Source organism: Enterococcus sp. DIV0174 (genome assembly GCF_050529065.1).
Taxonomy (GTDB): Bacteria; Bacillota; Bacilli; order Lactobacillales; family Enterococcaceae; genus Enterococcus_B; species Enterococcus_B thailandicus.
The window spans coordinates 1,170,028-1,194,784 of sequence record NZ_CP172881.1 but is presented as its reverse complement, the minus strand read 5'-3'; the positions used below and the strand labels follow the sequence as shown (position 1 = coordinate 1,194,784).

Annotated in this window: 26 protein-coding genes; all 26 read right to left on the bottom strand. The window is 37.0% G+C overall.

From position 1 onward, the window contains the following. Positions 1-115: 115 nt before the first annotated feature. Entirely contained in the window at positions 116-535 is a 420-nt protein-coding gene (locus IGJ93_RS05780) for a hypothetical protein (protein WP_067481788.1), read from the bottom strand. Positions 536-564: 29 nt separating this feature from the next. Continuing rightward, the gene (gene dnaI / locus IGJ93_RS05775; protein ID WP_067481786.1) at positions 565-1,491 is read right to left on the bottom strand and encodes a primosomal protein DnaI; all 927 of its coding nucleotides are present in this window, start codon (positions 1,489-1,491) and stop codon (positions 565-567) included. Further along, positions 1,491-2,873, bottom strand: a complete 1,383-nt coding sequence (locus IGJ93_RS05770; protein WP_071868447.1) for a replication initiation and membrane attachment family protein — start codon at positions 2,871-2,873, stop codon at positions 1,491-1,493. Before IGJ93_RS05770 ends, dnaI begins: the two co-directional genes overlap by 1 nt. A gap of 13 nt (positions 2,874-2,886) precedes the next feature. After that, positions 2,887-3,387 (bottom strand): transcriptional regulator NrdR, encoded by a 501-nt coding sequence (nrdR, locus tag IGJ93_RS05765; RefSeq protein WP_067481782.1) that lies wholly within the window; start codon positions 3,385-3,387, stop codon positions 2,887-2,889. Positions 3,388-3,656: 269 nt separating this feature from the next. After that, on the bottom strand, positions 3,657-3,989 hold the full coding sequence (locus IGJ93_RS05760) for a hypothetical protein (RefSeq protein ID WP_067481780.1): 333 nt from the start codon (positions 3,987-3,989) through the stop codon (positions 3,657-3,659). Between the two features lie 191 nt (positions 3,990-4,180). Next, the gene (coaE, locus tag IGJ93_RS05755; RefSeq protein ID WP_086271013.1) at positions 4,181-4,822 is read right to left on the bottom strand and encodes a dephospho-CoA kinase; all 642 of its coding nucleotides are present in this window, start codon (positions 4,820-4,822) and stop codon (positions 4,181-4,183) included. Continuing rightward, positions 4,786-5,622, bottom strand: coding sequence for a DNA-formamidopyrimidine glycosylase (gene mutM, locus IGJ93_RS05750; protein ID WP_067481778.1), 837 nt, complete (start codon positions 5,620-5,622; stop codon positions 4,786-4,788). The genes coaE and mutM overlap by 37 nt, the downstream gene beginning before the upstream one ends. A gap of 24 nt (positions 5,623-5,646) precedes the next feature. Further along, a complete protein-coding gene (gene polA / locus IGJ93_RS05745; RefSeq protein WP_067481776.1) occupies positions 5,647-8,292 on the bottom strand; it encodes a DNA polymerase I in 2,646 nt (881 codons plus the stop codon). A gap of 119 nt (positions 8,293-8,411) precedes the next feature. Further along, the gene (locus IGJ93_RS05740; protein ID WP_071868449.1) at positions 8,412-9,095 is read right to left on the bottom strand and encodes a Bax inhibitor-1/YccA family protein; all 684 of its coding nucleotides are present in this window, start codon (positions 9,093-9,095) and stop codon (positions 8,412-8,414) included. Beyond that, on the bottom strand, positions 9,088-9,573 hold the full coding sequence (locus IGJ93_RS05735; RefSeq protein WP_071868450.1) for a MaoC family dehydratase: 486 nt from the start codon (positions 9,571-9,573) through the stop codon (positions 9,088-9,090). Before IGJ93_RS05735 ends, IGJ93_RS05740 begins: the two co-directional genes overlap by 8 nt. Positions 9,574-9,730: 157 nt before the next feature. Then, positions 9,731-11,065, bottom strand: a complete 1,335-nt coding sequence (murC, locus tag IGJ93_RS05730) for a UDP-N-acetylmuramate--L-alanine ligase (RefSeq protein ID WP_067481770.1) — start codon at positions 11,063-11,065, stop codon at positions 9,731-9,733. Positions 11,066-11,194: 129 nt separating this feature from the next. Continuing rightward, complete coding sequence (locus IGJ93_RS05725) at positions 11,195-11,956, bottom strand: YdcF family protein (protein WP_071868451.1); 762 nt, start codon at positions 11,954-11,956, stop codon at positions 11,195-11,197. Positions 11,957-11,983: 27 nt separating this feature from the next. Then, positions 11,984-12,454 carry a SprT family protein gene (locus IGJ93_RS05720; RefSeq protein WP_071868452.1) on the bottom strand — a complete coding sequence of 157 codons (471 nt, stop codon included), beginning with the start codon at positions 12,452-12,454 and terminating at the stop codon, positions 11,984-11,986. Positions 12,455-12,457: 3 nt separating this feature from the next. Continuing rightward, positions 12,458-14,638 (bottom strand): Tex family protein, encoded by a 2,181-nt coding sequence (locus IGJ93_RS05715; protein ID WP_071868453.1) that lies wholly within the window; start codon positions 14,636-14,638, stop codon positions 12,458-12,460. A gap of 159 nt (positions 14,639-14,797) precedes the next feature. After that, positions 14,798-15,532: a metallophosphoesterase gene (locus IGJ93_RS05710; protein WP_067482418.1), complete on the bottom strand. Its 735-nt coding sequence runs from the start codon at positions 15,530-15,532 to the stop codon at positions 14,798-14,800. 115 nt (positions 15,533-15,647) lie between these two features. Next, positions 15,648-16,589, bottom strand: a complete 942-nt coding sequence (locus IGJ93_RS05705) for a rhodanese-related sulfurtransferase (protein ID WP_071868454.1) — start codon at positions 16,587-16,589, stop codon at positions 15,648-15,650. 193 nt (positions 16,590-16,782) lie between these two features. Continuing rightward, complete coding sequence (locus IGJ93_RS05700; protein ID WP_067481760.1) at positions 16,783-17,154, bottom strand: VOC family protein; 372 nt, start codon at positions 17,152-17,154, stop codon at positions 16,783-16,785. A 304-nt stretch (positions 17,155-17,458) separates the two neighbouring features. Continuing rightward, positions 17,459-18,850, bottom strand: a complete 1,392-nt coding sequence (locus tag IGJ93_RS05695; protein WP_067481758.1) for an L-cystine transporter — start codon at positions 18,848-18,850, stop codon at positions 17,459-17,461. 216 nt (positions 18,851-19,066) lie between these two features. Then, positions 19,067-19,453 carry a DUF1149 family protein gene (locus tag IGJ93_RS05690; RefSeq protein ID WP_067481756.1) on the bottom strand — a complete coding sequence of 129 codons (387 nt, stop codon included), beginning with the start codon at positions 19,451-19,453 and terminating at the stop codon, positions 19,067-19,069. 55 nt (positions 19,454-19,508) lie between these two features. Next, complete coding sequence (locus IGJ93_RS05685) at positions 19,509-20,126, bottom strand: HAD-IA family hydrolase (RefSeq protein ID WP_067482417.1); 618 nt, start codon at positions 20,124-20,126, stop codon at positions 19,509-19,511. A 42-nt stretch (positions 20,127-20,168) separates the two neighbouring features. Continuing rightward, entirely contained in the window at positions 20,169-20,837 is a 669-nt protein-coding gene (locus IGJ93_RS05680; RefSeq protein ID WP_067481754.1) for a 2,3-bisphosphoglycerate-dependent phosphoglycerate mutase, read from the bottom strand. 12 nt (positions 20,838-20,849) lie between these two features. Further along, complete coding sequence (locus tag IGJ93_RS05675) at positions 20,850-21,299, bottom strand: hypothetical protein (RefSeq protein ID WP_067481752.1); 450 nt, start codon at positions 21,297-21,299, stop codon at positions 20,850-20,852. A 51-nt stretch (positions 21,300-21,350) separates the two neighbouring features. Then, on the bottom strand, positions 21,351-22,022 hold the full coding sequence (locus IGJ93_RS05670; RefSeq protein WP_067481749.1) for a hypothetical protein: 672 nt from the start codon (positions 22,020-22,022) through the stop codon (positions 21,351-21,353). A 247-nt stretch (positions 22,023-22,269) separates the two neighbouring features. Continuing rightward, positions 22,270-22,932, bottom strand: a complete 663-nt coding sequence (locus IGJ93_RS05665) for a DUF624 domain-containing protein (protein WP_067481747.1) — start codon at positions 22,930-22,932, stop codon at positions 22,270-22,272. 34 nt (positions 22,933-22,966) lie between these two features. After that, positions 22,967-23,707: a carbohydrate ABC transporter permease gene (locus IGJ93_RS05660; RefSeq protein ID WP_370629930.1), complete on the bottom strand. Its 741-nt coding sequence runs from the start codon at positions 23,705-23,707 to the stop codon at positions 22,967-22,969. A 122-nt stretch (positions 23,708-23,829) separates the two neighbouring features. Continuing rightward, complete coding sequence (locus IGJ93_RS05655) at positions 23,830-24,726, bottom strand: carbohydrate ABC transporter permease (RefSeq protein ID WP_067481743.1); 897 nt, start codon at positions 24,724-24,726, stop codon at positions 23,830-23,832. Between the last annotated feature and the right edge of the window lie 31 nt (positions 24,727-24,757).

The window sequence follows — 24,757 nt, the reverse complement described above, 5'->3', positions numbered from 1 at the left end:
GCACTTTTCACCACTTCCGCACTGTAACTCTCAATTTTTTCACGAAACAGAAAAACCGGTTTCTTCACTTCGTCACTTGTACGAAATGAAAAAACCGGTTGGTTTGCTTCATTAATTATTGGATAGCTAAAACTTGAATAATTGAATTTCCTGGAATTTGCGGTGGTAACGACATTGTCATCACAGGTTGTTTAGCCAAGGTCAACTCGACTTCTGTTCCCTCAGACAATGCGTCCAGGTTAGGTTTGATTTTATCTGTTGGCGCATTTAAGATGACACCGTCATTCGCAAATGAGGTCCCAATATTCTCAGGATCAATTTTTGCCTTGACGTCAATTAATTTCACACGAACGATTTGATCCTCATCGTCGCTTTCAGTCACTTCTTCAACAGTCCCAGTAAAAACACTTTGATCTTGTGCCAACGAATTAGAAGTCGTTTCAGCTGTTTGTTCATCATTAGTAGACTGATTCCCACAGGCGGTCAATAATAAAAAGGTTGTCGCTAAGGTTAAGCAAGATACTATACGCTTCATAAACCACATCTCCGTTCTTTTATTCACTTTTAGCCGTTTCGACGATTTTTCCCAGTCATCTCGATTTCTTTTGTTAGATAACGAATACGTTCCATAATACGTTTGGCCTTTAAAGGTTCTTCATCGCCACGTTGTGTGACAGACAAATGTTTTTCTAACTCATCCATCGTAAAGTTTGATGAGAAAAAGGTCGGTAGTTGTTCTTGCATTCGATATTGCAAAATAACGCCAAATACTTCATCACGAATCCAACTACTCATGGCATCGGCCCCAATATCATCCATCATTAAGATAGGGGAACGTTTTACCGCATCAAGTTTATCCGAAACTTGGTCTTTACCAATTGCTTGTTTCATTTCAACTGCAAATGTTGGAAAATGAACGAGTGTCGTTGTATACCCTGCAACAGCTAAGTCGTGTGCGATTGCACCTAATAAATAAGTTTTTCCAATACCAAAGCTTCCAACTAAATATAGCCCTTTGTGATAGCCTTTAGGATCCTTTGTGTATTGTTCCACAAAATTAAATGCTTCAAAAAAGGCATCACTACGACCACTTGTTTGCTCAAATCCTTCAAAGGTAGCCGTTTGAATATCTTTAGGCATATCCATTGCTTTCACACGACTACGGATTTCTTCTTGTTTTTGTCGAGCAATTAATGCTTCAGTCGGCACATAGGTGACATCCACATAATGAAAGTTCAACACTAGTTTTGGTTCATATCCTGGTGCAATCATTGTCGGATCATTTTTCTGATATTTTCGCTTTTCTTGAACAAATTCATAAAGTTTTGCATAGCTTTTTTCAATATCTGCTTGTGTTAAACGTTCTTGATGTTCTGCCAAAAAGGCTTGAACATCTGAATCATTCAATACTTCTTGAATCATTTCGGCATACTTTTCTTGGTAGTTGCGTTTACTGATGATCTTTTTTAATTCTCTTCCAACATCTTCCATTAGTTGTCACCCTCCTTTTTAGCAAGATATTCTTTAAAGCGCCGATCAATTTCCGCTTGTTTTTCTTGACTGATTTTCTTCTCGTCTTTTGGTTGATTTACCCAATCAGGTAATTTTTCTCGGCGTACGTTTCGACGAGTATTTGTGTAATTTCTCGTTTGCTTTTTCTCTGCGCTTTCTTGGCTTTTCTTTTTAATATGAGCAATCGCATCTTCTGCTGTCATAATTTTCTGTTGTGCCCATTCGTTAGCAATCGTATTGACATAGTTTGTCCCTAAACTTGCTTGATTTTTGATAACTAATACATAGTTCAGCAACACATTGATGACACTACTTGGAAGTCCCGAACGAGAAACAAGTTCTTGCATCAACCACGTTTCTGATTTAGATACATAGCCATTTTTTTCTTTTTTGATTGACTCTAAGTATTTCATTGGTGGAACACTTTGGGCCTCTTTAATCAACTGCACAGAGGCTGCAGACAACTGTCCTTGTTTCGTAACTGGTTCAGCCTTTGTGGTTTCGGTAGTGGCTGAAGTTTCTACAGGCACTTTAACCACGGATGATTGACTAACCGGGTTTGCTAAAAAGATTTTTTGAAGTTCTTTCAAAGACACTTTTTGTTCTGTGAAGTCGTATGCTTCAACGATTTTTTCACCTAAAGCTAAGTCATCCAAACCATACAATTGCTGATACATTTCGAGTTGTTTGATAATTGATTCCTCTGGTTTTTCAATATGTTTCTTTTGTAACCAGTTTGTTAAAAAAGCCCAATCAATCGTACTTTTTTCAGACAATCGCTTGGTTTTTGCTTGCTCAGTAAATGTTTCTTGCAGCTTTTCGATTTGCTGTTTATCAGCGTCAAATGAAGCTTCATTGAATTGATATACTTCTAAAAATTTTTTGGTTTTTTTCTGATAACCTTCTGTTGAAAATTTTTTTGGCTCGAAACGCTTGACTAACTGGTCGAAGCGACGCTCGCCAACCTTTTCTAATAGTAAAAAGCTTAAAACAGAATCCATAAAGAACTGTTTCACCGACATTGGTTCTAACAATTCATAAAGAAAGCACGTTCCTAGGCTAGGATCTTCTTTGTAATAAACATCTAATAAGCCAATTCCCTCAAGTTTTTTTCGTGCTTCGTAAAATTGAGGAATACCACAACCAAGACTACTCAATAAATCTGCGTGAAGTCCTTCTGGTCCTTGGCCAGTTTCTAAAGAAATTTCTGTCAAAAGAGTAAGGTAAAGACTAAGCGCTTCTCCCCCAATCAAGGGTTGGTAAAGATGTAATAACGCATTTCGGCTTTCTTCTTTTAAAGGACTTTGCTTTCTTCCTTGGTAGATATTTTTTGGTTGAAGCTCTTTCCAAGCATTTTCCAAGGAAATGCCCCCTTTATTCTGTACTTTCGTCTTCGTCATCTTTGGATTTGTTATTTTCTTTTGCCTTCTCCACGATGTCTTGTAGTTCTTTTAGGAACACGGACATATCTTTAAATTGACGGTAGACACTTGCAAAACGAATATATGCAATCTCATCCAAATTAACGAGATCTTCCATGACATATTCTCCAATTAAATTGGTTGATACTTCATTTTCTCCTAAACTTCGAACCCGATTTTCCACATGGTTCACAATTTGCTCCATTTGTTCCATAGCAACTGGACGTTTTTCAGCTGAACGAATCAGCCCTCGCAAAATCTTATCTCGATTAAATTCTTCACGTTCACCGTTTTTCTTAATAACTAGTAATGGTGCAGCTTCGATTCTTTCAAATGTTGTAAAACGAAATGAGCAATTTTCACACTCACGTCGACGACGAATCGCCCGACCATCATCTGCTTGACGGCTATCAATAACACGGGAATTATTATGTTGACATCTTGGACATCTCATTTAGTTCACCTCATGTATCATTTAAGTTTTATAAAAAGAACATTCTGCTCTTTCATAGTTAGTTGCATTATAACATGAAACTTTTATGTTAAGCGACTTTCCCAGCTAAAAAGATGCAGTTTCCATCATTAATAAAGCGTTTTTATTCATTTTTCGCAAAAAATGAGCTGTGACAAAATTTTATCACAACTCATTTGCCGGTTGAAACGAAACTGTGAATGATTTTTAATTGTCTGCTTTTGAACGCATTACTTCATGCTTTCTAAAAACTACAATTTTTCTTCAATACCAGTATAATGTTTTAACCGTTGCTCTTCGATTTTTTGTTCATCAGGGATATGTTCAGCATCTGGGAGTGGTTTTTTTGTTCGATCAGACATTTCTTTTTTTCGTTCTTGTGTTAAATCTTGTTGGCGTGCTTCTTTTTCTGCTTGTTGATCTTCTAATTCAGCAATTCGTGCTTTGTATTGGTCTGCGTTCTTTTTACCGACTTCAGCTTGTGCACGACCCTCATCTTTTAATTCATCTTTATCAAGTAACTTACCAATTTTTTCTTTGGCAGATCCGACAACTTTATCTTTTTGATTCTTGATATTGCCCATACAAATCCCTCCCTTATTCTTATCTTTAGCATAACAAAAATAAACAAGATACTCAAAATATACGACTAGCTAATCCTTTCGTCCACGCGATTAAACGCGTGATTTTCATTTTACATGCTTTGCAAACAACTTAAAGTCACTAAAATAAAAAGCAAAGCACTTCGTTCAACCGACGAAGCACTTTGCTTATTTTATTTTTCATTTGTGATAAACGATTGTTGTTTTAACCACAACTCAACTTGTTGAACCAACGCTTCCTTTGTCTGAGTATTATCAAACAAAAAGTCAGCTCGTTCTTTTTTCGTTTCAATCGACCATTGCGTCTTTATTCGTTTCAACGCTTCAGCTTCTGTCAACTGATTTCTTTTCATCAATCGTTCGAGCTGAATCGCTTCTGTGGTATAGACAACTGCTACAGCATCCATGTAACGTTCATAATGTCCTTCAAACAACAAAGGAACATCAACAACAACCAAAGGATTATGCTGTTTTTTTTCAGCAATTTGTTGTTTGATACGTCCGCGAATAAACGGATTTAACACACGATTTAATGTTTGGCGTAATTCGTTATCCGCAAACACGATGGCACCTAATTGTTTTCGATTTAGCGTACCATCTTCATTTAAGATCTGTTTACCAAACACTTCAACGATTGCAGACAAACCAGCGGTTCCAGGCTCGACGACTTCTCTTGCTACTACATCACCATCAATTACTGGAATCCCATGCTTTTTAAAGACTTCAGCAGCTGTACTTTTACCTGTTGCAATGCTTCCTGTTAAACCTAAAACAAAACCTACTTTGGTATTTTCAGTTGCTGACATTTTGGACAATAGTGAGTCCCCCTTTGTGCAACTTTTGTTTTGACGATTGGTGTTTGACAACGCACACATGGCTGGCCTGTTTGACCATAAACATGAAGTGCCATTTGAAAACTACCTGCTTCACCAAGTGCGTTGAGATAACTACGAATGGTTGTTCCACCTGCTTCCACCGCTCTTCCCAATACATCAATGATTGCTAAGCGAAGTGCTGCAATTTCTTTTCCTTTTAATGTATTGGCGGGCTGCTCTGGATGGATTTTTGCTTCCCATAATGCTTCATCTACATAAATATTGCCTAATCCCGTGACTAAGCGTTGATCCAATAGCAACGGTTTGATTGCTTTATGTGATTTTTTGAGACCTGCTTCAAATTCTGCCAAAGTAAATAACTCTGGTAGAGGTTCTGGACCTAACTTCATGATTCCGCGATAAGAATCACTTTGTCCTTTTGCCACCAGCGTCATTCGACCAAATTTACGAACGTCATTATAACGAAGCTGACTGCCATCATCAAAAAAGAAAATGACATGAGTATGTTTATCTAATGGTTGATTTTCTTCCACAAAGGAATATTTTCCTTCCATTCGCAAATGAGAAATCAACTCGTAATTGGTTAAATGAAAAATCAGAAACTTGCCACGACGTCCAATTGATTCGATGGTTTCACCAATCAACGTTGCTTCAAAAATCGGTGCTTCTGGTTGTTCAATAATTTTGGGCCACAAGACTTGCACTTTTTGAATCTTTTTTCCTGTGACCAAACGTTCTAGCCCTTTACGGACCGTTTCAACCTCTGGTAATTCAGGCATGTTTCTTCTTCACCTTTTTCTTTTTTATTTGGCTTCGTACCATGTTTTGCCCCAACTACTATCAGTAATCAATGGCACATGTAGCGAAACAGCATTTTCCATTACTTCTTTGACTAATTGATCTAATGCTTCTAATTCGTGTTCCGGAACTTCAAAAACTAATTCATCGTGTACTTGTAATAACATTGTTGCTTCTAGTTTTTCTTCTTTCAATCGTTTCGCCAAATCAATCATCGCAATTTTTAAAATATCAGCTGCGCTACCTTGAATTGGTGTATTGATAGCCGTCCGTTCTGCAAACGAACGTAAGTTAAAGTTTCTTGAATTGATTTCTGGTAAATAGCGACGACGATGATAAAGTGTTTCCACAAAGCCCTGATCTTTTGCTTCGCGAACAATACGTTCCATGTATGATTTCACGCCAGGGTATTTATCAAAATAAGTGTCGATATATTGTTGTGCTGCTTTTCGGGAAATACCAAGATTTTGCGATAAGCCATAATCCGAGATACCATACACAATCCCAAAGTTGACAGCTTTTGCTTGGCGACGCATATTTGGTGTTACGTCCTCTGCCTTTTCAATCCCAAAGACCCGCATTGCCGTACTTGCATGGATATCTTGACCTTCCAAAAAGGCAGCTTTCAGATGTTCATCATCAGAAATGTGTGCTAATACACGTAACTCGATTTGAGAGTAGTCAGAAGAATAAATCAACCAATCTTTTTTTCTTGGAACAAATGCTTCACGGATTTTCCGACCTTCTTCTAAACGAATCGGAATATTTTGCAAGTTCGGATCAACTGAACTCAAGCGACCAGTTTGGGTCAGTGTCTGAACGTAACGAGTATGCACTTTACCATCAGATTGGATCACTTTTAATAGCCCTTCTACATAAGTTGACTGGATTTTTGCAATTTGACGGTAGACTAAGATGTCGTCAACGATTGGTGCTTGTTCTCTCAGTTGTTCTAACACATCCACCGCTGTTGAATAACCTGTTTTGGTTTTCTTAATAACAGGCAGGCCCATTTTTTCAAACAGGATAACACCTAATTGTTTAGGTGAATTCAGGTTGAACTCTTCGCCAGCTTCCGTATAAATTTTTTCTTCAATTTCTTTTAGACGCTCCGAAAATTCAATCTTCATTTCTTGTAAACGTGAAGCATCGACTTTAATTCCACTAATTTCCATTTCTGCCAAGATTTGTGACAGTGGTAGTTCCATTTTATAAAACAAGTCTGCTTGATTTTTTTCTTCTAGCTCTTTGTTCAAAATTGGTGTCAGGGCATTGATTGCTGCAACTTTACGAGCAAGATGCGCAAAGAAAACTTCTTCCTCTTCCGGTAATCCTTTTTTGGCACCTTTTCCATAAACCGCTTCGTCTGATTGGATATCTTGATAGCCATAATGTGCGGCTACTCCTTCGATATCACTGCTTTTATCGTTAGTATCTAACAAATAAGAGCCCAAAAGAACATCAAAATCAATTCCTTGTGTCTTGCCAGTATAACGGTTCAAGGCAACATATGTCCGTTTGGCATCATAAACTTTTTTCAGGCGTGTTCCATCAGTCAACCACTCTTTAAATGCGTCGCTTTCGAAAATACTTAGATCATTGGTCACATAAATTTTTTCTTTTGTCCCCCAAGAAACGCCGACAATGTCTTCTGTATGATAATTTTCGCCTAACATTTCGACATAAAGTGCCATGTCTGTAGTAAACATTTCTGGTTGATACTCCGTCACTACTTCAAATAGAACATCTGCCAGCTCGGGCTCTTCCTCATGGATATCAAGCTTAGCTAAAAATTGCTTAAATTCCATTTCTTGATAAAACGGAACTAATTTTTCTAAGTCTTTTCCTTCATATTTCAATGAATCAATTGTGACATCAACAGGTGCATGTGTGTTGATTGTAGCTAATTTTTTGGACAGAAAAGCTTGTTCTTGATCATTAATCAGGTTTTCCTTCATCTTGCTTTTTTTCATTTCAGCAATATGTTCGTAGACGCCTTCGACTGAACCATATTCTTTCAACAATTTAATCGCTGTTTTCTCACCAATTTTGGTTACGCCAGGGATATTATCAGAAGCATCACCGGCTAGTCCTTTCATGTCGATAATTTGTTTAGGCGTCAATCCATCATACTTTTCTGCGATATGTTCTGGTGTGTAACTTTCAATATCGCTCACACCTTTCACGGTAATGTCTACTTTGATAGCATCAGTAGCTAACTGTGTCAAATCTCGATCTCCTGAAAGAATAACAACATCAAATGCTTCTTTATCTACTTTTTCTGCCAACGTACCAATAATATCATCGGCTTCATAATTTGGTAGTTCATAATATTTTACGCCTAGCCCTGTTAACAATTCACGAATGTAAGGCATCTGTTCTTTAAATTCACCAGGTGTTTTTGAACGTCCACCTTTATATTCAGCGTACATCTCTGTACGGAAAGTTGTTTTTCCTGCATCAAAGGCAACTAATACGTGTGTTGGTTGTTCTTTTTGCATCACATTCTCAAACATTGTGTTAAAAGCGTAAATTGCATTGGTATGCAACCCATTTCGATTTTTAAAACGTTCTAGTGAGTTATGCAACGCGAAAAATGCGCGAAAGGCGACGCTATTTCCGTCGACCAATAATAATTTATTTTTTGTCATATCAATTAGCTCCTCATCCGTAAAGTTCTTATTTATTCTAACAAAGAATGTCTTGGAAAGCGAAAAGAAAAAACGGATAGGAGAAAATGTTTATCTCCTACCCGTTTCAATGTTAAAAATTAATTGTTTCGTCCAAAAATTCGTAGAAATGCAAGGAACAAGTTGATAAAGTCTAAATACAATTGAAGAGCCATGAACACTGCCACACCACTGTTTGCTGTTCCATTACTTTGAATGTACACTTTACGAATATTTTGATTGTCATAAGCAGTGATTCCAGCAAAAATCAAGACTAACAAGATTGAGATGAAGAAATCGACTGCACTACTATGAAGTAAGAAAATATTGACAAACATGGCAATGATCACACCGATCAATGCAGCTAATCCTGCGCGACCAATCCCACTCAAATCTTTTTTAGTAACCATTCCCACAATTGACATCCCGATAAACATGCCTGTTGCAGTCAAAAATGCTTGCGTAATTGTTCCAATATCATAAAAAGCAAGCGTCACAGCCAGTACCAAGCCATTTAATAATGAATAGGCAATAAAGCCACCAATAGCTAAACTTGGATTTTTTTGAGCCTTTGCACTTAAAACCAATACTAAAATGATTTGAACAATCCAAAGTCCCATAAAACCTAATGGAAAGCCATTAATAAATGTTGCTACTTGTTGCGGAAAAACTGAGAGTGCTAAGTATGAAGTCAATGCACTTAACGCCAATCCCACACCTAGGAAGCCATACACTTTAGAATAGAAACGATTGATTCCTTCATTTGCTACGCTTTGATTATTCATTTAGTTCACCTTCACTTTCAAATTCAATTTCTAGTTCTGGGTCAGCAGGTGGCTGAACCATTACTACAGCATCGAGTACGCGATTCCCTTCCCCATTTTCTGCTTCAACAGAAATCGTAACGACGTCTTTCATTTTATCTACTTTTATGACCTCAAATTGGAAAGTCAATGTTTCGTAGTGGAAAACTGGTTCAATAAAATTCACAGAAAAATTCACAACGTGTGAGCCTGGACCAGGTAAATGCTTAGAAATAGCACTTGTAATGATACCCATTAACATCACAGATGGCACAATTGGTTGTTGATACTCCGTTTTTTGTGCAAAATCATGCTGAATGTATAATGGATTAGCATCATTCGTCAATCCTAAATAAAGCAACAGTTGATTGTCTTCAATTGATTCTGTTAAAGACAACGAGTCGCCTTCCTCTAACTCATTTATTGTTTTTCCTAATTTTCTCGGCTTACCTATATTCAAAATAGAAACCCTCCAGTTTTATTTTACTCAAGAACAATTGTACCAAAACCAAGCAAAAAGGCAAGTTATGGAAACCGCACTTTTTATATACAAGAAAGCAGCCAAAAAGACAAAACTTTTTTGGCCGCTTTTGATTGATTTCGTCATTTGTTAGTGATTACAAGACGTTTCTTGTAGTATTGCTTAATAGTTTTTCATAGGCTTGTTCAAATTTTTGAACATCACCAGCTCCCATAAAGATAACAACTGCATCATGGTAGTCTAACAATGGTGAAACGTTATTTTCTTTCAGAACTTGCCCGCCTTTTTGAACTTTTTCACCTAGGTCTTCGATCTTAACATCACCTTGTTTTTCACGAGCTGAACCGAAAATATCACATAAGTACACGCGGTCTGCTAAATCTAATGCTTCAGCAAACTCATCCATCAACGCAATTGTTCGCGTAAAGGTATGCGGTTGAAAGACAGCAATGATTTCTTTATCTGGATATTTTTGACGTGCACCATCAATAGTTGCACGAATTTCTGCTGGATGATGTGCGTAGTCATCAACAATTGTCATGTCTGAAACGATTTTTTCGCTGAAACGACGTTTTACGCCAGGGAAAGTCAACATTTCTTCTGACACTTCTTTAAGGTCTAAGTCTTCAAAGTAAGCAACAGCGATTACGCTTAAGGCATTTAGAATATTATGTTTTCCAAAAGCAGGAACCACAAAATGACCGATAAATTCGTCTTCATGGTACACATCAAAAGCTGAACCAGTTGTTGTTCGTTCAATATTTCGTGCTTGGATATCATCATTTTCGCTAATTCCATAGTAATAAATTGGCACGTCTGCTTCTAATTTTCTTAGATATTCATCATCACCATACGCAAAAATTGCTTTTTTCACTTGGCGAGCCATTGTTTGGAACGCGTTGTGTACATCTTCAATACTTGTATAGTAATCAGGATGATCAAAATCAATATTTGTCATAATCACATAATCAGGTGAATAAGCTAAGAAGTGACGACGATATTCACAAGCTTCAAATGCGAAAAATTCTGCACGTGGATCGCCATGTCCAGTACCGTCACCAATCAAATAACTTGTTGGGCGAACGCCTGTCAACACATGTGAAAGTAAACCAGTTGTACTTGTTTTACCGTGTGATCCAGTTACCGCGATACTTGTATAGTTTTGAATAAAGTCACCAATAAAATCATGGTAACGAATCACTTCAAGACCAAGTTCTTTGGCACGTTGAATTTCTTCATGAGTGTCAGGAAACGCATTCCCTGCGATGACTGTCATACCTGGTTTAATGTTATCTGCGCTAAATGGCAAGATTGTTATGTTTGCTTTTTCTAAATCTCTTTGTGTAAAGAAATATTTTTCAATATCTGATCCTTGAACATTTAGTCCTTCTTCATGTAATACTAGCGCCAATGAGCTCATTCCTGAACCTTTGATACCAACAAAATGATATAATTTTTCTTGATTTGTCATTTGAATCCTCTTCTCTTATCTATCATCCATTATTCATTCACATATTCAACACGTTTTTCATTATCTTATAAACAAATAAAAATTTCAACCAAATTTATTCGCAAACGACGTTTCTTACGAAATAATGAGTTACGTACGACAAAATTGCCAATTTGTCTGGGTCAAAATTTCTTGATAAGCTATCCAAATTTCTTTTGGAACTTCGACATGATTAAGGTAACCTTTCCCCTTAGGACCATAACCATGTTCATCATCATGTAAGCGAGCAATCTCTCCAAGCACTAATGACTTAAAGTAATTCAATGGCCACTGATTATCTAATTCTGGTTGTTTAAATGTCATAACAGCATTTGATCCTTCCTCGTGCCAACGCTCCAATTGTGGAACAATTGGTACATAATTTTCAAATTCAACGGCTGTGTTTCCCCAAACTTTTTCAAAAGTTGCTCTTGTTCGTCGCTGTAGTATAGGATCATTCATCAGTAAAACTTTTTGTGGAGATAACTGCATCTTTTGCAGTTTATCTAACGCAAATTGAGCATTTTCTCCAGAATTTGTAGAATGTGACTCAACAAGTAACTGCGCATCTGAAAAATGATATTTTTCTTTTAAATAGCAACGATACATCTCGCTTTCGCTAAGCGTTTCTGCAAATAAAAATCCTTGATCCGCAAAGTTTTTACGAAGTACAGGCGTCGCATGGCCAACCCCGCCTACTAAAAAAAGATGAGCAATCTGTTTGTTTCGTAAAAGGTCAGCTGCATGATCAACCAAAACTGGTAACCCGTTTCCTGCAAGGATTAGTAGCGGAGCTGTTTGGTTTGGTTCTTCTGAACTCGTAGCTGGCTGATCAGCTAAAAATGCTAGTAGCAGATTCCAATTATCAATCATTTCAACGATACTCCTTTATCTATCTATTTAGTCATTATCGTCATTCGGTCGTTTTGTTTCTTGCCAAACTAATTTTCCACGACAGCGTCCACAACGAAAACGTTTTGTATCAATTTTTCGTTTCCGATAAATCATTGTCTGACAACGTACGCATTGATAACATTCAATTTTACTAGCTTTTTTTGCTACAGCAGGGGCATAACGCAATCCACCAGTCTGTTGCAACAACTGTTTAAATTCACTATCTCGGTGACGATAGCCTCTCCCTGCTAAATGCAAATGATAATGACATAACTCATGTTTAATGATGCCGACAATGGTTTGTTCATCAGATTGAGCAAACAGTGTCGGGTTAAAGTCTAAATGATGATCATTCAAATGATAACGCCCGCCAGTTGTTTTCAGGCGTGCATTAAAAATAGCTTCATGCATAAACGGTCGTTGAAACCACTCAATCGAAATGGCTTCAACTAGCGTTTGTAATTCTTCTTGTGTCACTTTTTACTCCTCATAAGGCGAAAGCATAGTTAAACTAATACGACCTTTCTTCACATCGACTTGTTCGACCCATACAGTTACGACATCCCCAACAGAAACCACATCTGTTGGATGCTTAACAAACTTTTTACTTAATTTTGAGATGTGAACGAGTCCATCTTGCTTAACCCCAATATCCACAAAAGCACCAAAGTCGATAACATTTCGGACAGTCCCCTTTAATTCCATACCTGCTTTCAAGTCTTCCATACTTAAGACATCTTGGCGCAATAACGGTGCGGGCATTTCTTCCCGCATATCACGACCAGGTTGTGTCAACCCTTCTAAAATATCCGTCAAGGTCTCTTCACCAATCTCCATCGTTTTAGCTAAAGCTTCTGGTTTTAATTTTTTCAAGACTTCTGTTGCTTCAGAGGTTCCCAAATCTTTCTCAGTTAATTGATTCATGGTTAAAATTTCTTTTGCTACTGCATAACTTTCTGGGTGAATACCAGTATTGTCTAGTACATTTTTTCCATCAGGTATCCGTAAGAATCCAATAGCTTGTTCGTATGCTTTTGGCCCTAATCTTGGAACTTTTTTCAATTGTGTACGTGCGTTGAACGCACCATTTTCATCACGATAAGTAACAATATTTTGCGCAATTGTTTTATTCAACCCGGAGATATGCTGTAGCAATTGTGGGCTTGCCGTGTTTACATCCACACCCACTTGGTTAACAACTGTCTCAACAACAAAGTCTAATTGCTCTGCTAATCTTTTTTGAGAAACATCGTGTTGGTACTGCCCAACACCGACTGCTTTCGGATCAATTTTTACTAATTCTGCCAATGGATCTTGCAAACGTCGTGCAATTGAAACAGCACTTCTTTCTTCAACTTGTAAATCAGGAAATTCAGTTCGGGCAACTTCGCTCGCAGAGTATACAGAGGCACCAGCTTCGTTGACAATTGCATAGTATGCTGTGTGATCCACGTTTTTTAATTGCTCCGCTACAAATAATTCTGATTCTCGGCTAGCTGTTCCGTTTCCGATTGCGACCATATCCACTTGATATTGATTGATTAGTTTTACAAATTGACCTTTTGCTGCTTCACGTTTTGCTTGGGCAGCTGGTTTGTGTGGATAGATTACTTCGATTGCTAGGACTTTCCCTGTAGCATCAACTACTGCTAATTTACACCCCGTACGATAAGCCGGGTCGAAGCCTAACACAACTTTTCCTTTTAAAGGTGGTTGCAATAATAAGTTACGCAAATTTTCACCAAAAATCGCAATAGCTTGTTCATCCGCTTTTTCAGTTAACTCATTGCGAACTTCACGTTCAATCGCTGGAGAAATAAACCGTTTGTAACTATCTTGATAAGCTTCACGCACATAACTTGCAGCAGGTGACGCTGGATTACCAACTAATTGACGTTCCAAATAATCCATTACTGCTGTTTCGTCTACTTGTAGATTGACTTTCAGAATGTCTTCTTTTTCTCCACGATTTGTTGCTAAAATACGGTGAGAAACCATTTTATGAACAGGCTCTGAAAAGTCGTAATACATCTCATAGACACCTTTCTCGTCTACGTCTGCATCTTTTACTAAACTTACATAACTACCTTTATTATAAGTATAAGAACGAATCCATGTTCTAAATTTAGCAGTATCGCTGACTTGCTCTGCAATGATTTCATGCGCACCTTGTAACGCATCCTCTACAGAAAAAACTTCTTTTTCTTCATTAATAAATGTTTGTGCATAAGTTTCAACTTTCTGGTCATTCAATTGCAATAACCATTCAGCAAGTGGTTCTAATCCTTTTTCTTTGGCAATCGTTGCCTTTGTACGGCGTTTTTGTTTATATGGACGATACAAGTCTTCTACTTGTTGCATCTTGACTGATTGAACGATCCCGGCTTCTAATTCAGGAGTCAACTTTCCTTGTTCATCAATTAAGCGTAAAACTTCCACTTTTCTTTTTTCTAAATTTTCTAAGTATGCGTAACGTTCTTCGATTTCCCGAATTTGGACTTCATCTAAGCTCCCCGTCATTTCTTTTCGGTAGCGTGCAATGAAAGGAACCGTATTTCCTTCACTCAATAAATGAAGAACCGTTGTTAATTGTTTTGTGTTATAGCTTGCCAATTCTTTTTGCACAAGCTGGATAATTGTTTGATTTAGCTTTTCTGTCATTGAGATGTTCTCCTTTGATTTGTTAGTCGCTTGTCTATTTTAGCATACTTTTTTTATGGAATAAAAACGGATGGAATTACAGAATAAAAAAGCATAGAACACGTCGTCCTACACTTTTTAGTAAAATTGATACTTGTTGTTCATGTACAACTATCTAAATTAAAAATCTGGTTGCCACGGTCCTTGATTGTTTTGATACTCAATATCTTGTACAATTCCTTGCTCATCAAAAATCACGCCATGAATGGATCCTCCAAAAACAGCACCACCATCAATTCCAATTTTATTGTCACTTCGCCACAAGTCCGTTGTTTGCATATCGCCATGCAACATAGGTGTAATTGTATGGCCAAAAACGATTGTCTTACCCGTTTGATTTTTCCCGTGATGAAAGGGTTCACGAATCCAAATAAAATCTCTTGGACTAGTTTCTCGCCAATCTTTTTTCGTTAAATCTACTCCTGCATGAACAAATAAATACTGTTTCCATTCAAAATACAATGGCCTCTCCACTAAAAATTGAATCAGTTCATCATATCTTGAACGAATCATCATTGCAATTTCCGTCGGAGAATATTCTTCTGTTGCACCTGGATGTAGTAAACTTTCAAAGGTTTCTTTACCACCATTACGCAAATACGCGTCATACCAATCTTCTGGAGAGTGTAAAAATTGCAAGAAATATTCCTCATGATTTCCACGCAAATAAATGGCTCCAGTTTCTTTTGCTAATTTCATTCCAAGTAAAAAACATTCTTTTGTTTTCGGTCCGCGATCGTTTAAATCACCAATCAAAACTAATTGATGAATTGTTGGATCGTACTCACGTACTAATTCTTGAAACAATTCATATTCTCCATGAACATCGCTGATTGCATAGACCAAAGATTTCATAACCATCGCATCCTTTCCTAAAAAGTATAGCGTAACTTTGCAAGTGATTCCAACAAAAAAAGAGCTAAAAGAAAAACAAGTTTGTGCTTTTCTTTTAGCTACTATATTAATTGATTTATTTAAAGTTTGCCGCCACGGTTTCTGTAATTTCTGTATCTGTTAAAGAATGCTCTTTAAGGTAACGATTGTGTGGATGTTGCGCGCATTCTTTTGAGCATGCGCCTAGATGTCGCGCTTCATTTTCTGCCGAAGTCAAAAATTGGCGGTTACATTCAGGATTTGAACAATTCACATAGCGTTCACATGGTGTTCCGTCAAACCAATCTCTACCGACAACTTGTTTATCGACATGATTGATTTCAACTGCAATTCGTTCATCAAAAACATACATTTGTCCATCCCATAATTCGCCTTGAACTTCAGGATCTTTTCCATATGTTGCAATTCCACCATGTAACTGTCCAACGTCTTTGAAACCTTCTCGAACTAACCAGCCAGAGAATTTTTCACAACGAATACCACCTGTACAATAAGTAACGACACGCTTGTCCATAAATTCTTCTTTATGATCGCGAATCCATTGTGGGAGTTCTCTAAAGCTACGGATTTCTGGTCGAACAGCTCCACGGAAATGACCTAAATCATATTCGTAATCATTTCTCGCATCAATCACAACAGTTTCTTCATCAAGGATTGCTTCTTTAAATTCTTGCGGTGATAAATAAGCGCCTGTGGTATCTTTCGGATTGATATCATCCTCTAGTTTGAGAGAAACCAGTTCCGGACGTGGACGAACAAACATTTTTTTAAACGCATGCTCAGGACTTGGATCGACTTTGAAGAAGGTATCTGCAAAACGTGCATCTGCTTTCATTGCATCCATATAAGCATTCGTATCTGCAATTGTTCCTGATAACGTGCCATTAATCCCTTCCGTTGCGACAAGGATTCTCCCCTTCAAGTTCAATGACTTACAAAAAGCTAAATGTTCCTTTGCAAACATTTCTGGGTCTGCAATTGTTGTGTAATTATAATAAAGTAAAACTTGGTAATCCATACTGTGACATCCCTTCATTCTGATGATTCCCAAATAGTATAAGAAAGGATCAGGCATTTGACGATTTATTTGCTTGTGCATTTTTACGCAAGACTGAATAATTATAAAGCTTTAGGTTTACATAATTATTTTATTGTTCAAAAAAAAGAACCTTTTGCAGATTCTGTGACACATCCTCTACAAAAGTGTTCATTTATTTGCCGGTCACTGCAAAATAATTACCGTCTGGATCAGCAAAATTAAAAACATACTCTTCACCAATTTGAACAAGATCACCTAGTGTAACTTTGTTTGCTTGCATTTTTTTATATAAACCAAAGACGTCTTCACTTGCAAACATTAAAGATGGTGAATTTGACGCAACCTCTGGTGAATGTGCTTCAATAAATTTACGATCGTATAAAACTAATTTTGCTTGTGCATCAACTGCTGGGCCAATCTCAACAATCAATGTTCCATCCATTTCTTGACGATCCAATTCTGCAAAACCATTATCTGTCCAAAATGCTGCATTTTTTTCAACATCGTCGACATAAAGCATAATTTTTATTTCATTTGTAAACATCTTGTTCCTCCTAAAACCATTTTAAATGGTGATTAATCGTTGCTAGTTTACCATATACCTTCTATAAACTCTAGGTTTGTTTATTTAATAGAATTTTCTTATTTCTTTTTCACGTTTTCACTTTTCGGAATATTTATTTCTTGAAAACGAAAAAAGGTTGAGACAAAAGTAACCTAAATAAAAAAACGCCTAAAATTCGTTTTTTGAAAACGTTGGTTTTAGGCATTTTTTTAATTGAAAAATGTGTTAAGAACGATTGGGTTTCTAGCTTTGTCCCAATCTCTTAAGTTGTTGTTCTTAGACTTTATGCATTTACGTCAATAACTTTTGTCTCATCATTGATGACGTCACGATCCAAATCATGGATACGAGCACTTGTAACAATTCCAGCTACCATACTACCACTAACGTTTGTTGCAGTACGAGCCATGTCAATCAATGGTTCAACAGAGATAACTAAACCAACGATTGCTACTGGTAAATTCATTGCGCCTAACACAATCAATGAAGCAAATGTTGCTCCTCCACCGACACCAGCGACACCAAATGAACTGATTGTTACGATTGCTACTAACATCAAAATAAATTCTAAACTAAAGACATTAATACCTGCTGCTGGTGCAACAATTGTTGCCAACATTGCTGGATAAACACCGGCACAGCCATTTTGCCCAATTGACAAACCAAAACTTGCTGAAAAGTTCGCTGTTGCATCGTCAACACCAAGTGCTTTCGTTTGTGTTTCAATATTCAATGGTAATGCACCCGCACTAGAACGTGAGGTAAAAGCAAAACTCAATACAGGAAAAGCTTTTTTAAAGTAGCTGATTGGGTTCACTTTGACTGACATTAAAATGAGCGAATGAACGATTAACACCGCAAATAAAGCAATATATGAAGCTAACACAAATTTTCCTAAGTTCACAATTGCAGCGAAGTCACTTGTAGCCATGACGTTTGTCATCAAAGCAAGTACACCATACGGTGTTAGGCGTAGAACCAATGTAACGATTCGCATAACTATTTTATATAAACTATCAATCAAATCTGAGAAAAAGGCTGCCTCTTTTGGTGCTTTACGTTTAACACCAAGGTATGCAACCCCAACAAATGCGGCGAAAATCACGACACCAATTGTACTTGTTGGTCGGCTTCCCGCTAAATCAGCAAAAACATTTTTAGGAATAAATGATAAGATTTGTTGAGGAATAGATAAGTTTTCAACTGTTTCTTGTCTAGTAGCTAATTCAGCAATACGTGCTGTTTCAGCTGCTCCCTCAGTAAACTTTGCACCTTGTAAATTAAAGAGCATCGTTGTCCCAATCCCGATCAATGCAGAGATTGCTGTTGTCGCTAACAAAGTTGTTAAAACTGTTGCGCTGATTTTACCTAATTTTTCCGAAACTTTCATTTTGGTAAACGCGCCGACAATTGAAATGAAAACCAATGGCATAATTAGCATTTGTAAGAAAGCAACGTAGCCATTTCCAACGATTCCAATCCATTCCATTGATTGAGTGACGACTTGATTATCAACCCCAAAGATAATTTGCAGTAGACCGCCAAAAACGATCCCGATTCCTAGCGCAGTAAAGACGCGCGTTGAAAATTTAGTATGGCGCTTTTGCATACGATAAAACACATATAATAATGCCGCAAAAACTAGAACCACTAAAACTGTGATGAGTGTTGTCATTTTTTTCCTCCTTAAAATTTTTTAATGACAAGTCCATCAAAGGAAGTAAAGGTTCCCGGGAATAACTCTTCAACTATTCCCCTGAAAAAAATTTGTATTTTTTCAGTGACTTGTTCATTCTAGCTCATTTTTTGCCAAATGGCATTCATTTTGCTTACATTTAGTAATAGAAAAAGAGTAGTAGCGATAGCTTTAAACTATCACCACTACTCTTTTTTATGCTTCTTTTTCTGATTGAAAATTTAATTTGACACCTGGTTCATCTAAAGCAATTTCTGTAATTTCATATGCCATTCGACTAACAATGTCAAACAAAGGAGCGACTAACTCATCCACTTCTTCTTGTGTCACATCTGCCTGTCCCTGAACTTTACGATTCAAAATGTGGTTGATTTGACTAACACTTCCAGATAATACATATTGGTCGAATACTAAGCGAAACTCTAAACGAGCACCCACAATACTGTGTTCTTCTGGATAATTTTCAATCGTTTCATTCAACGGCGAAAAACCAACTTTTAAGTCAGTTTGGATTTCTTGATCTTTAGGCTTTTGGTCATAGTGAAAAGCCTCAACAACTTCTTTTTGTCTTCTAATTTCCATATCATCACTCCTCTATAAAAATTATAGCATATGAAAATTGAAAGCGGACAATATTTTAAATAATCTCTGGCAACTCAATGATTTGCTTCAGTTCATTCACAACATAAGTTGCGGGAATATCACCTAAAAAATAATCAATGTCATATAAACAAGTTGTAATTCCCGCGTTATTCCCTGCTTCAATATCTAAACGGCGATCACCAATCATCATTGATTCCACTTTTTGTAAGTGAAAATTTTGAATGATCGCATTTAAGGAAGATGGATCTGGTTTCCTAGGGAATTCTTGGTCTATTCCAACGACCGATTCAATTAACTCGTCTAAGCCAAAGTCTTTTAAAAGCCTCCAAGTCGAATCAGTTAAGCGATGCGTTAGGATAAAGTGTCGTCCGCCACGCGCCTTCAAGTTTTCTAGAACTGTCTTTGTGTCTTGAAATGGCGCTGACACTTCGCGACTTTTTGTTTCATACTGATGAAATAACGGCGTGAATTTCTCCTCTGACAACTGATAGTTTTGCCGTAATTGACTTGTCGAGTATTTTTTCATCACAAAATAGAGTTCCTTTTTATCCGCTACAATCCCAAAATCCTGTAAGGCACGCCACGCTCCATCAACCATTGCCGGATACGTATCGAATAATGTACCATCAAAATCCCAAATAAAATTCTTTATCAAAGTTCCTGCTCCTTTTTCCATACAAGTCACTCAAAGTTTTTATAAAATCTTTTTATCAATGATTGTTAGGTGCTCGTCAAATGTATATTGGATTGGTTGTGCATTTGGAATATCAATCGTATCCATTAAATCTTCTGGCACATCCTCCAAGTATTTCGTTAACGCACGCACACTGTTTCCGTGTCCGACAACTAAGAGGTTTTGTTGCTCACGAAGTCTAGGTGCAAGCGAATCTTCCCATAACGGGATTAGACGTTTAACCGTCATTTCTAGGCTTTCTCCACGGGAAACCAAACGAGGATCTAAAAAATCATACCTTCGATCAAATTGATTTTCCTTGGCAAGTGGCGGGACTTCACGATAAGCACGACGCCAAATTTTGACTTGTTCTGCCCCGTAGATGTCTTTCATTTCATCTTTATTTTTTCCAACTAGTTCACCATAATGACGTTCATTTAAGCGCCAGGTTTTGGTAATCGGAATCCACAATTGCCCCATTTCCTCTAAAGCGAATTGAGATGTTTTAATTGCCCGTTTCAAAACTGAAGTGTAGACAGCATCAAATTCTAAACCAGCTTCTTTCATTTTATTCCCAGCTTGGCTCGCTTGTTGCATACCTTTCGCAGTCAATGCCACATCTAACCAACCCGTCCAATAATTCATGAAATTCGCTTCACTCTCACCGTGACGTAACAAAACCATTTTCATTATTTCCACTTCCTATACGTTTGTTTCAAATCGTGTACCACACTTTTTGCATGTTACTCGAATCTTTCCACGGCCTTGCGGAGCACGTTGTTTTTGTTGGCAATTTGGACAAGAAAAAAACGTATACGTTTGGTAAGCCGTTTTCTTATTTGTCTTTGTTTTTCTTTTAGTGACTGTTTGAAAAAAGTTGCGTACCATTTGCCATTTTTTTAAAAAGCGCTGATTTTCATTCAATCTTGGATAGATTTTAGTTGATAAGAAGCGATAAAGCAAAAGTCCTAAAAACACTAACGAGAATAATCTGCCAGATTCATAAGGCAACCAGCGACTAAATAGACTAAACAAAAGCGACAAGATTAATAAAAAGCGATTCAGTTCATCAAATTTTGCATATCTTCCTTTCATTAGTTGTTGATATTTTTGATACATTTTAATCATTCGTTGTAACCAAACTTGAGCCATTTTTTCCTCCATTGACTATTTAATAGAATAAAAAGTGCAAAAGGAAAAGCCCTAATTGGCTTTTCCCATAGTTATTTGATGTAGCATATTTCGATTTTTTGTAAAATCGATTACGATTACTTTTTTCTCTTCAGCTCGTTTGACTACCCGAAACGTGTCTGCTAAAGGTAATGAAAGTTTTCGCGATGGTACTTGTTGAACTTGCAAATAACGATGAACCAGTGATAAAATCTGCGGAAATTGAATAGATGTATGTATCAGATTAGGATACTTTTTCAAAAGTTGTGTGGTTTTCAAAAGGTTCCTTTTTCTGCTAAGCGGTTTTAAAAAACTTTTTAAAATCTTCTGTTGTCGTTTAAAAATCGAAAAAGAATCTTCCTCATCGACTCGATAACGCATCTGATGTTGCAATTCAGCTGTACTTAAATGCACGATACCTTCCTCAATTTCCACGTCAAGACCTGTTGGAAATAAATCCGCGGTTACTCGATCCCACTCTGTTAATGAGATTTCGATAGACTCTTTGACCGGTAGATCAAGTTCCTTTTCAAAAAAAGCTAGGATACCTGACGTGCCTTTCGTTTGATAAACTTCCCCTAAGGTTAATCCCTCTAAATGGAATTCTGGTGAAAAATGCAGCAACGTTTTTTCTTCATTTAACTGAACATAAATAAAAGTTGAACGTTCAACTGATTCATCTTTTAAAACAACTAAAAAATTCATTTTTCTCCTCCTTTACTTCCTTTTTAAAATAGCATACTTCTACTAAAATGTCAGAAAGATTCTAGGATTTTTCCAAAATTTTATTTTTTCGTAATGAGTTGTCAAAAATCAATAAAATGACTCTTTTACTTAGGAAAGAAGCTGATTCATTTAGTCAACAAAATAGAGACTGAAACAAATCTTCGTTCCAATCTCTATTAAATAATTATCATTCGTTCTAAAAAATGACTGGCATCACCAGTTTCACCTACAGAATCCCACGATAATGCCGCCCACAATTCAAATAGATTAGTCCAAAGAAGAAGACTGGAAAGAGTGTAAACCCAAATTGTGGTTTCAAGATCATCATGATTGGCACAATTCCAACCAGCACAGCATTCAATAAGCTGATGTACCATTTCTTCAACGCCACATATGTAGCCACTTTGAGAAGCACCGTTACAGATGCTTCGGGATTCTTTACCTGAAAATAATAACTGTTTAACTGAATGGCTACAAGTAGAATCAATAAAAGAAACAGAAATGGAACAAGCCATCTACCATATGTTACTTGGCTTAAAAACAGAATATCACCACCAACAATCAAACACCCTAACCACCCGACGCTCCCTAATAAAAAACTTTTTTTCCAAAACAGAAAATAAAAATGAAAGTAGTCTTTGAATGGTGCAACTTCTTTTTCCTCTCGCCACTTATTGATCCAAGCCATCAAAGCCAATGCTGCTGGCAGAAAGAAGACAGAAGCCCCTAAAAAGAAGAAGAGGTTCCTCACATCAATTGCTGAAGTGATGGTAACTAAAAAGAATGGAAAACTGACAAGCATAAAGCTCAAATTTCCTGCAAGAAAAAGATAGGCCCAATGAAATAACTTCATATAAATATTCGTTTCAAAACTCTGTTGCTTAAACATTCACATCACTCCGATCTAACGACTCATTTATTCATCAGCCTTTCACGCCAGAAGAAGCAATTCCTTCTACAAAATATTTTTGCATCGCCAAGAAGACGATTGCCACTGGCAAAATAGATAGCACAGACGCTGCCATAATCAATGCATACTCGGCATCAAACAAACCAACAAACATTTTCAGTCCCAATTGAATTGTTTTGTTTTCAGTTGAAGAAAGATAAATGAATGGTCCCATATAGTCATTCCAAGTGTTAACAAAGGTGATAATCGTCAGACTAGCTAGTGCCGGTTTGGTTAACGGTAAAATGATTTTTCGATAAATCCCCCACTCAGTCAAGCCATCAATTCGAGCACTTTCACACAAAGAATCAGGGATACTACTATAATACTGTTTTAATAAAAATACCCCGAATGCGTTAAACGCTTGTAACAAAATCAAAGAAAGCAGCTTATCTGTCAATCCTAATTGTCTCATCATGATAAATTGGGGAATCATATAGGATTGCCAAGGAACAGCGATTGTCCCTATATAGGCCAAAAACAAAAAGTCTCGACCTTTAAATTGTAGTTTAGAAAAACCATACGCAGCAAAACTTGACGTAAATAGTTGGATTAATGTAATAACAATACTTAAAATTGCAGTGTTTTTAAAAAAAGTTAATAACGGAATTCTTGTCCAAATCACTGAATAGTTTTCTGGATGCCAAGTTTTCGGTATCCATTGGATCGGAACAGTGAATACGTCATTATTTGCTTTGAAAGAAGCGGAGAGCATCCAGATAAATGGCACTAATGTCAGCAAAGCTAAAATCGTTAATAAACAAATCACCAGTAAATGGCTAGTTGTTTGTTTTTCTTTGGTTCCTGTCACAGTTGTCGTTTTCATGATTCCCCTCCTTAAACTCGTTCTTGGACTTGATTCCATTTGAACTGAATCACTGTAATCGCTAAGACAATCACAAATAGAATCATCGCAATTGCAGAAGCATAACCGAAATTAAATTTGACAAACGCTTCATTATAAACGTGGTAAACCAAAACATTCGTCGCTCTACCAGGCCCACCATCCGTCATTACTTGCACCAAATCAAAAATCTTGAAGCAATTAATGACTAACATGATCGTTACAAAAAAGGTTGTCGGTCTTAGTGCAGGAACAGTGATATTGACAAATTGTTTCCATTTATTCGCACCATCCATCGCGGCAGCTTCATAAAGTTCTTTTGAAATACTTTGCAATCCAGCCAAATACAAAATCATATAATAGCCCATTCCACGCCAAACACTCACGATAATAATTGCTGTTAGTGCCCACTGTGAACTAGATACCCAACCCGGAGGATTCGCAATAAATAGTTTTAAAAATTGATTGATTGGTCCCATTGTTGGATGAAAGAGCATATTCCAAACAACTGCGATTGCAACCAAAGACGTCACATAAGGAAAGAAGAAGGCTGTTCTAAAAAACTTCACTCCACGAATTTTTTGATTTAATAAGATTGCCAGTCCTAACGAACAAACCAATGTTAGCGGAACCACGCCAATCGTATACAAAAAAGTATTTTTCAATGAGATCCAAAAAGTTTCGTCCGTCATCATTTTTGAAAAATTTTTCAATCCAATGAATTCTGGCGTGCTGAATGAATCCCACTTCATGAATGCGAGAATCAACGAAAATACAACTGGTATCAGCGTAAATAACAGAAAACCAATAAAATTTGGTGCAATGAATGACCACGCGATCAAAGTATTTTTTCTTTTTAGCTTTGAGACAGGATTTGCTTTATTTTCCATATCTGATTGTTAAAAAGCAATAACTTTTTAA